Here is a 13,655-nt window from a genome sequence, read left to right as displayed (position 1 = left end):
GCCCAATTATTAGAAATGTATCATAGATTTTACATTTTATAAATACTGAGGTGTCGATAAATGAATGATTCTGATTTGTATACATTACGAGCCAATCTGGATGAAATAAATAAACAGTTATTAAAATTGATCAGTGAACGCGGTGAACTTGTCCAGGAAATCGGAAAAATAAAAAATGCTCAAGGTATGAAAAAGTATGATCCAGTTCGGGAAAGACATATGCTGGACTTAATCGCAGCGGAAAATGAAGGGCCTTTTGACACGAGTACGATGCAGCATTTGTTTAAAGAGATATTTAAAGCAGGATTAGAACTGCAAGAAGAGGATGGCCGTAAAGTACTTCTCGTTTCAAGAAAAAAGAGATCAGAAGACACGGTCATTTCTGTAAAAGGAACAGAAATCGGCAATGGCAATCCACTGTTAATAGCAGGGCCGTGTGCGGTTGAAAGTTATGAGCAGACAGCTGAAGTCGCTGATGCTGTAACGAAGAGAGGTCTTAAAATTTTAAGAGGCGGTGCATTCAAACCGCGTACTTCTCCATATGATTTTCAAGGCTTGGGAATAGAAGGGCTAAGCATATTGAAAAAAGTTTCTGAAGAATATGGCTGTGCCGTTATTAGTGAAATCGTGCACCCAGACGACTTGGAAACGGCGGCCGATTATTTAGATATCATTCAGATCGGTGCCCGAAATATGCAAAACTACGAGTTGTTAAAAGAAGCCGGAAGAATAAACAAACCTATATTATTAAAAAGAGGACTCTCAGCAACGATTGAAGAATTTATCCATTCTGCTGAATATATTATGTCACAAGGCAATGGACAGATTATTTTATGTGAAAGAGGAATCCGCACTTATGAAAGAGCTACAAGAAACACGCTCGATATAACCGCAGTGCCTATTTTAAAGCAAGAAACCCATCTGCCGGTATTTGTAGATGTCACACATTCTACTGGACGAAAAGATCTGCTTCTCCCCGCAGCAAAAGCAGCTTTAGCGATTGGTGCTGATGGTGTTATGGCAGAAGTTCACCCAGATCCAGCAGTTGCCTTATCCGATTCTGCACAGCAGATGAATATTGAGGAATTCGAAATTTTCACACGTGAGCTTGTGGATGCAGGCTTTTTAAAATTGAATCAGATGGTATAAGAAATGAAAACCGCCTTTTCGGTGGTTTTTTAATTGGGTTGTTTTCACAATCATTGTTGTTTTTTTCGTTTCAGATTTCACCTAATTTTTATCAGATTAGACTTAATCTTCTTTTATCCAGACGTAAAACTTTTAAAGGTTGTTTTCTAAAAAAATATTGCTTTTGGAGCTTATTATTCCTCTCTTCATTAGCAAGTTGATTGGAGTGAAAGGTGCGAGACTCCTGCGGGACTGGCGGTCAGGTGAGACACTTATAAGTGAAACGTCCGAATGTGGCTCACCGCCTGCCCCGCGGAAAGCGAGCATCCTGAAACGGAGATCAATTACTTACAAAAGCAACAAAGTATGCGAAAACAGCCTTTTTAAAAAAGACTTAATGTACAGGAGATTAGACTTCATCAGCTGATATCCATTACAACTCAAACCAACGAATGAAAAAAAACCAATTTTGTAAAGAAATCGGTTTTGATAATCCGCTGAAGTTAGTATGATTATTCATGGTTTCGCTCAAAATAAGGAAAAATAGGATTCGTTTCTTACATTATTGATTAAATAAATGAATAAATGGTGAAACATGCTCCTATTCGTTGCCTACTCTACTACTTTATCGTATGATAATAGCATTACATAGCTGTCGGATATGCAGTAAAAAGGAGGACTACATTTTGAATACAACAATCTATGACGTGGCTCGTGAGGCAGGCGTTTCAATGGCAACGGTTTCACGCGTTGTGAACGGCAACCCTAACGTTAAGCCATCGACCCGAAAAAAAGTTTTAGAAGCCATTGAAAGACTAGGTTATCGCCCGAATGCTGTTGCAAGGGGCTTAGCAAGCAAAAAGACGACTACAGTAGGTGTAATTATCCCTGATATCTCCAGCATCTTTTTTGCTGAACTGGCGAGAGGGATCGAGGATATTGCAACGATGTATAAATATAACATTATCCTTTGTAATTCTGATCAAAATAAAGAAAAAGAAATTCATCTACTTAACACACTATTAGGTAAACAAGTGGACGGTATCGTATTTATGGGCGGCAAAATTACAGAAGAACACGTAGAAGAATTTAAGCGTGCTTCTGTGCCGATTGTTATGGCAGCAACAGTGGATATGAACGAGGAAGTGCCATCTGTAAATATCGACTATCAAAATGCCGTATATGAAGCTGTAAGCCATTTACTTCAGAATGGACATTCTTCTGTAGCTTATGTTACAGGACCACTGGAAGATCCTATCAATGGTTATTATAAATTTAATGGTTATAGAAAAGCGTTAGAAGAACAAGGGCTAAAAGTCGATGACAGTCAAGTGTTCGTTGGAGACTACACATATGATACCGGAATTGAAGCGGTAGAAACTTTCCTGGATAGCGATAAAAAGCCGACTGCCATTTTTGTAGGAACAGATGAAATGGCACTTGGTGTCATTCATGGTGCGCAAGACCGCGGATTGAAAGTACCGGAAGACATTGAAGTGATTGGTTTTGACAACACGCGACTCGCTACAATGGTTCGTCCTACACTTTCGACTGTTGTTCAGCCGATGTATGATATCGGAGCAGTAGCCATGAGATTATTAACAAAACTAATGAACAAAGAAACGGTGGAAGAACACACTGTTGTGCTGCCACACCGTATTCAATTTAGAGATTCTACGAAATAGAGAAGTGTTTGGGGTGGAAGAAGTGAAAATCGGTATTATCGGAGCGATGGATGAAGAAATCGTCTATATGAAAAAGTCGCTTGATATTTATGGGGAAAGTGTTTATGCACGTAATACGTTTTATGAAGGAACGCATCACAATAAGGAAGTCGTTCTTTGTAAATCGGGTGTTGGAAAAGTAAATGCGGCAATCACAACACAAATTTTAATTGAACGATTTAAAGTGACCCATATTCTTTTTACAGGTGTAGCGGGTGCATTGGATCCTTCATTAGAAGTGGGAGATATCGTGATTTCTTCAAGTGCAATGCAGCATGATATGGACGCATCTGCATTAAGTCCTGATTTTCCAAAAGGAACGATTCCTATGTTTGCTTTTGATTCAGAGTTTAGGGCAGATGAAAAACTCGTCAGATTAGCTGAAAATGCTGCTGAGAAGCTTTCTGGACCAAAAGTTAAAGTAGGTAAGGTGTTGAGCGGAGATCAGTTTATTGCTGATCGTGATCTTGTGGAAAGCTACAGTGAGCTATTCAAAGGAACGTGTATTGAAATGGAAGGTTCAGCAGTTGCGCAAGCTGCGTTTTTAAACGAAATTCCATTTGTTATCATCCGATCGATTTCAGATAAAGCGAATGGTGAAGCCCCGGCAAGCTTTGCCGAGTTTACTGCACTTGCGGCAAAACGCTCGTCTGATATGGTAGAAACAATCATTGAATCTTTGTAAATACATGAAAAAGAGGACTCCGTTTAGGGTCCTCTTTCATTTTATGAGCTTTTCCGAATCGAATACATACTTTTTTCGAGAGTTGCTCTGTTTTTAGATGTAATCTCATCTTTTCTTGGAATGGGCTTATAGATGCCTGTTTCATCTTCCCACGTTTTTGGCAGTGGATGTTTCGCTTCTTTCTCCCAGCGCGAAATCCATTCTTCTGCAATTCTGCCGGATGGCTCGATATTGTTCATTGCACACCATAAATGGGACCAAGCTCTAGGAACAACCCGCCAAATATCATAACCGCCGCCGCCAGTCGCGATCCAGCGGCCGCCACAATACTTTTCAGCTACTTCTTTTGCAATCCTTGGAATTTCAGCATATGTTTTCATCGTTACGGACAAGTGCGTTAAAGGGTCGTAATAATGAGCATCTGCCCCATTTTGTGTAATGATTACATCCGGTTTGAAAAAGTCAGCTACTTCCCAAATGCTTTTTTTATAGCACTCTAGAAATGAATCATCCTCTGTGAATGCATCAACAGGTACATTGAAAGAATAGCCATATCCTTTTCCGGCACCTTTTTCATGAATGGATCCTGTGCCAGGAAATAAGTACCTTCCTGTTTCGTGAATGGATAATGTGCAAACATCTGGATCGTCATAAAATGCCCACTGAACACCATCACCATGATGGGCATCTGTATCAATATATAAGACACGTGCCTTATATTTTTGCTTCATATATTCAATGGCGATCGAACTGTCATTATAGATACAGAAGCCCGAAGCTTTTCCTCTGAATCCATGATGAAGACCACCGCTTAGACTTAGAGCATGTTTCGCTTTGCCTTCCATTACCCATTCCGCTGCGGTTAATGTAGCACCGACGATCCAGCTGCTGGCCTCATGCATGTTGGTGAAAATAGGCGTATCTTCTGTCCCAAGTCCATAATTCAGAGCAGTTTCCTTACTTAAATTACCGCTTCCAGCATTCTTTACAGCATTCACATAGCCTTTATCATGAATGAGCATGATTTCCTCATCAGTTGCTTGCCGAGGGGGGATGATTTCATTAGCACTCAAGAACCCGGAATCTTTTAAAAGCTCATAAGATAGCTGCACTCTGAGTTGGTTAAAAGGATGGCTGTCATTGAATTTATAGCCTAGTAAATCTGGTGAATAAACGAAAATGCTCTCATTCTTCATTACTTTCACCTGGAACTGGGGGCCATTTTATTTCATAGCCGTTTTTCACTAAATGTTCGATGACAGGGAGAGGGTTCATTGTCCCTACTCGGAAAACAACGATCTTTTCTTTTTCATCTTTTGAAGGATAGACAAGAACGCTGCTGATATTCAAATGAAAATCTTTTAAAACACTTGCTACTTTAGCAAGCTGGCCGGCTTCATTTTTAACAGCCACTTCTAAATGTGAACCTGGCTGATGGGTTCCTGTAAGCTGTATAAAGGCATATAGCATCTCTCGCTCTGTGATAAGGCCTACAAGCTTATGATCCTCTAAAACAGGGATACAGCCTACATGCTGGTCATAAAAAATAGTAGAAAGTTCTTCTGCAATATCAAAAGGATGTGCAGTAAAGACTGCCTCTTTCATGATTGTTGAAACAGGCTGTTCAAAATCTTCCGGATGTTCATTTTGATGAAAGATAGACGGGCTGGCATCTTTCATTTCCCGATCAGAAACAAGACCTGCTAACTTTCCCTCAGTATCTATAACTGGAAGGTAACGAATATCTTCATTAATCATTAGTTGAAGTGCTGTTCCGATTGTTGTATCGGAACCCACCGTTTTTACGTTCTTTAACATCATATCTTGAACGATCACAACGAACCACTCCTATTTTTATCTCTTTCGTTAATACATAAATCGGTTTTTAAATCGAATTTGATCAAACCTTTGAACTGAATCCAAGTCTATCCGTTTCCCTATCCGAACCATTAAGCAATTTGCAGGGTGTGAACTGATTTCTGGATCATCTGTTGCCATGTATTCAAGATCTCCGGCATTCATCATTTTTTCCATTACTTTACGATAATCCCAAACGGAAAGCTTCGTTCCTTTTAAATCCCAATGCCAGTAATATTCAGTAGTGATGATGATATAGTCCTCCATTGCATCATCCATCATCGAGACTTTTAATAGGTTTTTACCCACTTTAAAGTTTCGGTATTCCGGAATGACTTCTATCGCTCCAAGCTCTAATAAGTTTTCCATCTTACCTTCAGACCAACGCTCGAGCGGGTCAGGATATACGTATGTTACATAGCCGATAACCGTTTCTTTATTTCTAGCAATGATTATTCTTCCTTCAGGCAGTCCTGCTATTTCTACTATAGCTTTTTTTTGTTCCTGTGCAGGCCTGAATGCTTGGAGGTGTTCATGGAAATGAAGGCTTTCGAGTGTTTCAGCAGATACGGGACCTTCAATAGTTAATGTTCCATGAGAGGTTTTTAAAGCTAAACAGTTGTATGTTTTTATGTGTTCCATGTTTCACCGCCTTGAATTGTTTCCATCTCTATTATACATGATATCGAGAGGTTGTAAGGGTTTTCATCTTGTTTTTATTGATAGTTCTAATAACTTAAAAGATTTAGAAAATATGATATACTGAAAGGGATATTGAATAGGGAAGGAGATTTTTGCAATGAAACTGGAAGCGCTTCCGATAATTAAAGGTGATTTCAATTTACAAGACTATGAGGCAGCATATGGAGCATTTGATTGGAAAGACATTGAAAAAGAATTCTCCTGGCATAAAACCGGACGAGTCAATATGGCATATGAGGCAATTGACCGTCATGCTGTATCCCACAGAAAAAACAAAGTAGCACTTTATTTTTCAGATCAAAAAAGAGATGAAAAATACACATTTAAAGATATGAAAGAAATGTCTAATAAAGCAGGAAACATGCTTCGTCAAATTGGTGTAGAAAAAGGAGACAGGGTTTTTATATTCATGCCTCGTTCTCCTGAATTGTATTTTGCTTTCATAGGTGCCGTAAAATTAGGGGCAATCGTAGGTCCTCTTTTTGAAGCGTTTATGCAAGGGGCAGTAAAAGACAGACTGGAAGACAGTGAAGCAAAAGTCCTGATAACGACACCTGCATTATTGGACCGTGTTCCTGTCGATGAGCTGCCGAACTTAAAAAAGGTAATCCTAGTTGGGGAAGATGTAAAAGAAGAAGGACTTTATGCAGATTACTACAGCCGTATGGACAAGGCATCCAAAGAATTGGACATAGAGTGGGTGGATCGTGAAGACGGACTTATTCTGCACTACACATCTGGTTCAACAGGAAAGCCAAAAGGCGTACTGCACGTTCATAATGCAATGCTGCAGCATTATCAAACATCCAAGTGGGTGCTTGATCTAAAAGAAGATGATGTTTATTGGTGTACAGCAGATCCTGGCTGGGTAACAGGGACTTCTTATGGCATATTTGGTCCATGGCTGAACGGAGCATCAAGTGTGATCCGCGGAGGACGCTTTTCCCCTGAGGATTGGTATGGCACGATTGCAAAATATGGAGTAACCGTTTGGTACAGTGCACCAACAGCGTTCAGAATGCTAATGGGTGCTGGGGATGAAGTCGTGAAACAATATGATTTGTCTTCACTTCGCCACGTATTGAGTGTAGGTGAACCGTTAAACCCTGAGGTCGTAAAATGGGGAATGAAGGTATTCAACTTGCGTATTCATGATAACTGGTGGATGACTGAAACTGGCGGACAATTGATCAGCAATTATCCAGCCATGGAAATCAAGCCTGGATCGATGGGCAAACCTTTCCCTGGAGTAGAAGCGGCGATTATTGATGATCAGGATAATGTTCTCCCGCCTTACCGAATGGGTAACTTGGCGATCAAAAAAGGCTGGCCGTCCATGATGCGGAAAATCTGGAACAACCCTGAGAAATATGATTCTTATTTTACTCCAGGAGGCTGGTATGTATCAGGAGACTCCGCTTATATGGATGAAGACGGCTACTTCTGGTTCCAAGGAAGAATTGATGATGTAATCATGACTTCTGGTGAACGAGTAGGACCTTTTGAAGTGGAAAGCAAGCTTGTTGAACATCCCGCTGTAGCTGAAGCAGGGGTTATTGGGAAACCGGATCCTGTTCGCGGTGAAATCATTAAAGCATTCATTGCGCTCCGATCTGGCTATGAAGCAAGTGATGAACTTATTGAAGAAATCCGCAGCTTTGTTAAATCAGGGCTTGCTGCACATGCTGCACCTCGTGAGATTGAATTTAAGGACAAACTTCCGAAAACGAGAAGCGGAAAAATAATGAGACGTGTACTAAAAGCTTGGGAGCTTGATCTTCCGACTGGTGATCTTTCTACAATGGAAGATTAAAAATAATGAGCAAAACAAAAACCCTCGAATTAATTCGAGGGTTTTTTGTCATCCTTTTTATCTCCCGGCATTGTTGGAGGCGGATTGGTTGTTCCAGGATCCGTTGGCGGAGGCGGAGGATCTTTTGGTTTATCTCCTCCTCCATCCGTTGGTGGTGTTGGCGGTACTGGCGGAGCAGGCGGATCAGCCGGCTTAGGCTGACCAACCTGAACCTTTGTTTGCGGTGCAGATTCTTTTCCTGCAATATCAACCGCTGTCACATATACAACACCGTTTGGAACTTTGGCAGATGTTTTATCAGAGGTTACAGAACCAATCTTCTTAAACGTTTTTCCGTCTGCAGAATGATAGATTCGATAACCGATTACATCGTTTTCACCATGTGCCGACCATGACAGAATGCCATCAGACATTTTAACTCCAGCGACAGGTGAAGGGGCTTTGCCGTTATCTTTTAATTCTTTTTCAGGAACGATATTGTTAAATAAATTTGAATCCTTCGTTAACTTGTTTAAGCTTTCGACGCCGAGTTCCTTCAAGAACTCTTCTTTAATGAGTACACCTTCTTTTGTAAACTCTTCTGGTGTAGTCGGCAGTGCTTTATATTTCGTATCCCCTACAATGACGTAACGACCTTTTGTTAATGTATCATCCACTTCTCTAGGAGTGAACTTCGCGTTAAACAAATCAGAAGTTACTAACCCTGCACTGCGGCAAAGATCGGAAGGCAGCTTGCCAGATATTCCGCAGATTTCTCGACGAACAATACCAGATGGCATAGCAAATCTTTTCTCCGGGTCAATTAACTGTGGATTATTTTTATAAGCTGCGTTAATTAACTGAGCCCAAATGGTTTGGTTGCGCTGCCCGGTGTTTCCATAGAGGTCTGCCGGAGTATCATAACCGATCCAAACACCAAACGAAACATTCGGGTTTGTAGCAACAAACCATGAATCCTTATCTTCATTTGTAGTTCCTGACTTACCAGCCCAATCCGTTTGAAAAGATAGTTTTCTAGGAACACCAGCTCCTGTACCACCCGGACCTAACACCCCTCTCATCATATCCAGAAGAAGATAAGACGTTTGTGGACTATAAACAGAAACAGGTGCTGCTTTATGCTGGTAAAGCAGTTCTCCGTCCTTTGTTTCAATTCGGTCAATCATATAGGCGTCTACAAAATTACCGCCATTCGCAAACGTAGCAAAGGCATTCACGTTTTCCTCTACTGTTACACCAACTTGCATACCGCCAATAGCTATCGATGTATTTGTGCGGTCATCTTGGGTAAGGTTACTAAAGCCCATTTGAATTAGCTTTTCTGTAGCTTTTACATGATCTACTCGCTGATAGGATTTAATTGCCGGGATATTTCTTGACTGTTTAAGTGCATCTCTTACAGAAATAAAGCCTTTAAATTTACCGTCGAAGTTGTTTGGATTCCAATCTCCCATGTGAATAGGAGTATCAGCGATAATAGTACCAGGCTGTATTTTCCCCATTTCAGTAGCATACGAGTAAGCAAGAAGCGGCTTCATCGTTGAACCGTTCTGTCTAGGAGCTCTCATCGCATGGTTCGTTTGTTCACGGTTGAAATCTCTACCGCCCACAAAACTGATGATCTTTCCTGTTGAATTTTCAATTAACGTTGCACCGACTTCTTCAGGCTGTGGTTTACTAAGTTTGATTTTTTTCCCATGAGAGTCATATACATATTGATTTTGTGGACCGAACAAATTATTGTTCTTCACAACTACTTGCATGTCATCATAGATCTTTTGATTGATCGTTGTATGAATCTTTAACCCTTTTTGTCTGATTTGAGTTCGTGCGTTATCTTGATATTCTTGTAATTCTTCTTTACTTAGTTCACTCAATTTTTTACCGTCTTTTTTCGCTAAAAGCTCTGTTAAGATATCAGTCGTTCTGCGTTGAACCTCAACTGTTATGTACGGATATTTTTCAAAAGAGGATTGTTTTCTAGTTGTTAAATTTTTAGCGACATCATATTTTATAGCATCATCATATTCAGCTTGTGTAATCGCATGAGCTGACAGCATTCTGTTTAATACAGTCTTCATACGTTTTAAACCGGCTGACATATCTTTCTTTTTCGTCCCCTCATTCGTAAAAGGTGTATAAACGAATGGGTTCTTTGGAAGTCCAGCTATGTATGCTGCCTGTGCTAAATTTAAATCCTTTGCACTCACACCGAAAAGACCTTCAGAAGCTGCTTGAATACCTGCGATATTTCGGCCTGAGGAATTACGGCCATAAGGAACGATGTTTAAATAAGCTTCTAGTATTTCATCTTTTTTAAAGAATTTTTCAAGGCGCATGGCAAGCAAGATTTCTTTTGCTTTTCTGTCGAACGAAACTTCATTCGTTAAAATTTGATTTTTGATTAATTGCTGTGTCAGTGTACTGCCGCCTGTTACGACTTGCGCACCTGAAAATTCTTGATACATCGCACGCAATATGGCTTTTGGTACTACTCCGTCATGTTCGTAAAAGTAACGGTCTTCTGTTGAAATAACGGCTTTTGTCACATAAGGTGATACATCTTTTAATTTGATTTCCTGTCGATCGAGGTCAGCTTGAAGCTTCCCCATTAATTGATCATTGTCAAAAAAAACGGTGCTTGTTTCTTCATAGTTGTAAATGTCATCTTTCATTGATGCGAAAGCTCGTACTGGCTCATCTTTTACAAGTGAAGCAAAAAAGCCTGCTCCGACACCTGCTGCAAACACACCGCATAAAATAACGAGTGAAGCGATAACTAAAAACATGTTCCAACTAACGTTATATGTAATTCGTGCTGTTTTAATAATCTTCTTTTTCCGCAAAAAGTGGACAAAATTCTCCCATTTTTGTCTAAGTCCATCAAAATGAGACATCATTTGGTATCCCCCCCGTTTATTAGTATAACATAAGGTCAGATTTTGAAATAAGTGTTTATTCAAACTGAATATTGACATGAATTTCGTCCTTGTGGTAAAAATAAGAGAATATAATAAAGTGAAAGCAAAGATAGGAATAAGTAGCAGGTGTCTCCCTGTTTCAGAAAGCTGGTGGTTGATGCAAACCAGTACAAAGACATATTGTGAATTACCTCCTGGAGCTGTCCTTGTGAACGAATCTAGATTAGCAAGGAACGGATAAACCGTTATGAGATGAAGTGAAAAGCTTTTATTGTATATTAGCTTTTAATTAGGGTGGTACCGCGAGATTGTAATCACGTCCCTTTCCATGTGAAAGGGACTTTTTTTATTGCCAAAAAACAGAGAGGAAAGATTGCGATGAACATTTTACAAGACTTGGAATTCAGAGGACTGCTTAACCAAGTTACAGACCGCGAAGGGCTCGAAAAAGAACTTGAAAGTGGAATGGTAAAACTATATTGCGGATTTGATCCGACAGCTGACAGTCTTCATATCGGAAATTTATTGCCGATTATGACATTAAGAAGATTTCAGGAAGCAGGGCACCAGCCTTTCGCGCTAGTTGGCGGAGGAACAGGTTTGATTGGAGATCCAAGCGGAAGACAGACAGAGCGTACATTGAATGAAGCACAAGTGGTTGAGCAATGGACAGATAAAATTAAAAATCAGCTGTCCAGACTTCTTGATTTTGATCGAAAAGGCAATCCTGCCAGACCGGTTAACAATTATGATTGGCTAAGCCAGCTCACAATGATTGAATTTCTTCGTGATGTTGGAAAAAACTTCTCGATTAATTACATGCTTGCTAAAGACTCTGTTGATTCAAGATTAGAGGGCGGAATTTCTTTTACTGAGTTCTCATACATGATCTTGCAATCCTATGACTTTTTGAACTTGTTTCAAAAAGAAAATGTAAAATTGCAGATCGGCGGAAGTGACCAGTGGGGGAACATTACTGCCGGGATGGAATTGATTCGCCGTTCAGGTGAAGAAGAAAAAGCGTTTGGATTAACAATACCATTGATTACAAAAGCTGATGGAACCAAATTCGGGAAAACCGCAGGAGGCACTATTTGGCTGGATGCAGAAAAGACCACTCCTTACGAGTTCTACCAATTCTGGGTAAATGCTGCGGATGCTGATGTTATTAACTGGCTGAAGTACTTTACTTTCTTATCACAAGAAGAAATCTCTCACCTAGAGAACTCACTCAACGAGGCTCCTGAAAAACGTGAAGCACAAAAAGCTTTAGGTCGTGAAGTAACAACTCTAGTGCATGGAGAAGAAGCATACCTTCAAGCGGTAAAAATTACAGAAGCTTTATTCAGCGGGAACCTATCGGATTTAACTGCGGATGAAATTGAACAAGGTTTCAAAGATGTTCCATCATTCACAGTGGAAAATCAAGCTGATTTAAATATTGTAGACCTATTAGTAGATGCAAAGGTATCTCCTTCAAAACGACAGGCGAGAGAAGATCTATCAAATGGTGCTGTTTCCGTTAATGGGGAAAAGGTACAGGATCTTGCATATGTAATTGATGAAAAGGATCGTATTGAAAACCGATTCGTAATCATTAGAAGAGGGAAGAAGAAGTACACACTAATTAGATACTAGGTAAAAGGATGACTCAAAGATGTTTTTTAATCTTTGGGTCTTTTTTTGTCGGGAAACGGTTAATTTCACGTACCGTGGAATTATCGGAAATAACGTCGATAAATTGGGCATTACCGTGGAATAAAATGAAAATGATAGGTTCAAAAGGTCAGAAACAAAAAAGATTTTAGGAGCTTTAGGCTAGTATTTTTATTCTATTCATTGACAAGTTGACTGGAGTGCAAGGTGCGAGACTCCTCGAAAATGAAAATCACATTTTCTTCGTGCGAGGTTACGCTGCCGAAGCCTTTACTTTGAAACGAAAAAAAGGAAGATCCGGTTTGGATCTTCCTTTTGATTATGACGATTAACGAGAGTAGTACTCAACGATAAGCTGTTCAGTAATCTCAGCAGGAAGTTCAGAACGCTCTGGTAAGCGAGTGAAAGTACCTTCCAATTTGTTTTCGTCAAATGTTAAGAAATCAGGTACGAAGTTGTTTACTTCGATTGCTTCTTTAAGAACATCAAGGTTGCGTGATTTTTCACGAACACCGATTACATCTCCAGCAGATAGACGGTAAGAAGCGATATCAACACGCTTTCCGTTAACTGTGATGTGACCGTGGTTTACCAATTGGCGAGAAGCACGACGAGTGCGAGCAAGACCAAGACGGTAAACTACGTTGTCTAAACGAGCTTCTAATAGAGCCATGAAGTTTTCACCATGGATACCAGGCATTTTACCAGCATCGTTGAAAATGCGGCGGAATTGACGCTCGTTTACACCGTACATGAAACGAAGCTTTTGCTTCTCTTGTAGTTGTAAACCGTATTCAGAGATTTTTTTACGTTGAGTAGGACCATGTTGTCCTGGAGCGTATGGACGCTTAGAAAGTTCTTTACCAGTACCGCTTAGAGAGATTCCAAGACGACGTGATACTTTCCATGTAGAACCTGTATATCGAGCCATTATAGACTCCTCCTTCATCTGTTTGTTTTGTGTTAAAACAATCCAGTGACTATGACCTTTTCAAAAGCATATTTTGTATAAAAAATACCTTCACTTCAGCAGCCATGAAGCTACGAGATATTCCGAAATCATAATGATTAAGGTACAAAATATCAACTTATGATGGGCACAGTGCCGCTTATTTTACACAAAGAACAGTATAAACTTTTTTGGGCCATTGTGTCAACTATGCCTTAGT

General features: G+C 40.0%; 10 protein-coding genes and 1 other annotated feature. Of the genes, 5 read left to right on the top strand and 5 right to left on the bottom strand.

What is annotated here, in order from left to right:
- The first annotated feature begins 60 nt into the window (after positions 1 to 60).
- The 3 genes from J2X07_RS13765 (at position 61) to J2X07_RS13755 (ending at position 3,537) form a co-directional block, all read left to right on the top strand.
- A complete protein-coding gene (locus J2X07_RS13765) occupies positions 61 to 1,149 on the top strand; it encodes a bifunctional 3-deoxy-7-phosphoheptulonate synthase/chorismate mutase (RefSeq protein ID WP_310259693.1) in 1,089 nt (362 codons plus the stop codon).
- A 665-nt stretch (positions 1,150 to 1,814) separates the two neighbouring features.
- Positions 1,815 to 2,813, top strand: coding sequence for a catabolite control protein A (ccpA, locus tag J2X07_RS13760; RefSeq protein ID WP_310259690.1), 999 nt, complete (start codon positions 1,815 to 1,817; stop codon positions 2,811 to 2,813).
- 22 nt (positions 2,814 to 2,835) lie between these two features.
- Positions 2,836 to 3,537 (top strand): 5'-methylthioadenosine/adenosylhomocysteine nucleosidase, encoded by a 702-nt coding sequence (locus J2X07_RS13755; protein WP_310259845.1) that lies wholly within the window; start codon positions 2,836 to 2,838, stop codon positions 3,535 to 3,537.
- Between the two features lie 41 nt (positions 3,538 to 3,578).
- On the opposite strand, the gene J2X07_RS13750 is transcribed toward J2X07_RS13755, so the two are convergent.
- Genes J2X07_RS13750 through J2X07_RS13740 form a run of 3 tightly spaced genes read right to left on the bottom strand, consistent with a single transcriptional unit; the run spans position 3,579 to position 6,036 of the window.
- Positions 3,579 to 4,733 (bottom strand): acetoin utilization protein AcuC, encoded by a 1,155-nt coding sequence (locus J2X07_RS13750; protein WP_310259687.1) that lies wholly within the window; start codon positions 4,731 to 4,733, stop codon positions 3,579 to 3,581.
- Positions 4,723 to 5,373 carry an acetoin utilization AcuB family protein gene (locus J2X07_RS13745; RefSeq protein WP_310259684.1) on the bottom strand — a complete coding sequence of 217 codons (651 nt, stop codon included), beginning with the start codon at positions 5,371 to 5,373 and terminating at the stop codon, positions 4,723 to 4,725. Before J2X07_RS13745 ends, J2X07_RS13750 begins: the two co-directional genes overlap by 11 nt.
- Positions 5,374 to 5,403: 30 nt before the next feature.
- Positions 5,404 to 6,036, bottom strand: coding sequence for a GNAT family N-acetyltransferase (locus J2X07_RS13740; RefSeq protein WP_310259681.1), 633 nt, complete (start codon positions 6,034 to 6,036; stop codon positions 5,404 to 5,406).
- 157 nt (positions 6,037 to 6,193) lie between these two features.
- On the opposite strand from J2X07_RS13740, the gene acsA reads away from it, so the two are divergent.
- On the top strand, positions 6,194 to 7,909 hold the full coding sequence (gene acsA / locus J2X07_RS13735) for an acetate--CoA ligase (RefSeq protein WP_310259678.1): 1,716 nt from the start codon (positions 6,194 to 6,196) through the stop codon (positions 7,907 to 7,909).
- A gap of 29 nt (positions 7,910 to 7,938) precedes the next feature.
- Here the strand turns inward: acsA and J2X07_RS13730 are convergent, their stop codons facing one another.
- On the bottom strand, positions 7,939 to 10,806 hold the full coding sequence (locus J2X07_RS13730; protein ID WP_396194266.1) for a transglycosylase domain-containing protein: 2,868 nt from the start codon (positions 10,804 to 10,806) through the stop codon (positions 7,939 to 7,941).
- A 121-nt stretch (positions 10,807 to 10,927) separates the two neighbouring features.
- Positions 10,928 to 11,157, top strand: a binding site (T-box leader).
- Positions 11,158 to 11,208: 51 nt separating this feature from the next.
- Between J2X07_RS13730 and tyrS the strand changes: the two genes are divergently transcribed.
- Complete coding sequence (gene tyrS / locus J2X07_RS13725) at positions 11,209 to 12,468, top strand: tyrosine--tRNA ligase (protein ID WP_310259673.1); 1,260 nt, start codon at positions 11,209 to 11,211, stop codon at positions 12,466 to 12,468.
- A gap of 346 nt (positions 12,469 to 12,814) precedes the next feature.
- Here tyrS and rpsD read toward each other — a convergent pair whose 3' ends face one another.
- Complete coding sequence (rpsD, locus tag J2X07_RS13720; RefSeq protein WP_310259669.1) at positions 12,815 to 13,417, bottom strand: 30S ribosomal protein S4; 603 nt, start codon at positions 13,415 to 13,417, stop codon at positions 12,815 to 12,817.
- Between the last annotated feature and the right edge of the window lie 238 nt (positions 13,418 to 13,655).

Source organism: Fictibacillus barbaricus (assembly GCF_031457135.1).
In the GTDB taxonomy this organism is placed as follows: domain Bacteria; phylum Bacillota; class Bacilli; order Bacillales; family Fictibacillaceae; genus Fictibacillus; species Fictibacillus barbaricus_A.
Note: the sequence above shows the minus strand (reverse complement) of the source record. Positions and strands in the feature narration are given on the sequence as shown.

What these genes read in the sequence shown, in the direction of transcription:
- J2X07_RS13765 (WP_310259693.1), top strand. Translation starts at nt 61, where the DNA reads ATGAATGATTCTGATTTGTATACATTACGAGCCAATCTGGATGAAATA.
- J2X07_RS13750 (WP_310259687.1), bottom strand. Translation starts at nt 4,733, where the DNA reads ATGAAGAATGAGAGCATTTTCGTTTATTCACCAGATTTACTAGGCTAT.
- J2X07_RS13740 (WP_310259681.1), bottom strand. Translation starts at nt 6,036, where the DNA reads ATGGAACACATAAAAACATACAACTGTTTAGCTTTAAAAACCTCTCAT.
- acsA (WP_310259678.1), top strand. Translation starts at nt 6,194, where the DNA reads ATGAAACTGGAAGCGCTTCCGATAATTAAAGGTGATTTCAATTTACAA.
- J2X07_RS13730 (WP_396194266.1), bottom strand. Translation starts at nt 10,806, where the DNA reads ATGTCTCATTTTGATGGACTTAGACAAAAATGGGAGAATTTTGTCCAC.
- tyrS (WP_310259673.1), top strand. Translation starts at nt 11,209, where the DNA reads ATGAACATTTTACAAGACTTGGAATTCAGAGGACTGCTTAACCAAGTT.
- rpsD (WP_310259669.1), bottom strand. Translation starts at nt 13,417, where the DNA reads ATGGCTCGATATACAGGTTCTACATGGAAAGTATCACGTCGTCTTGGA.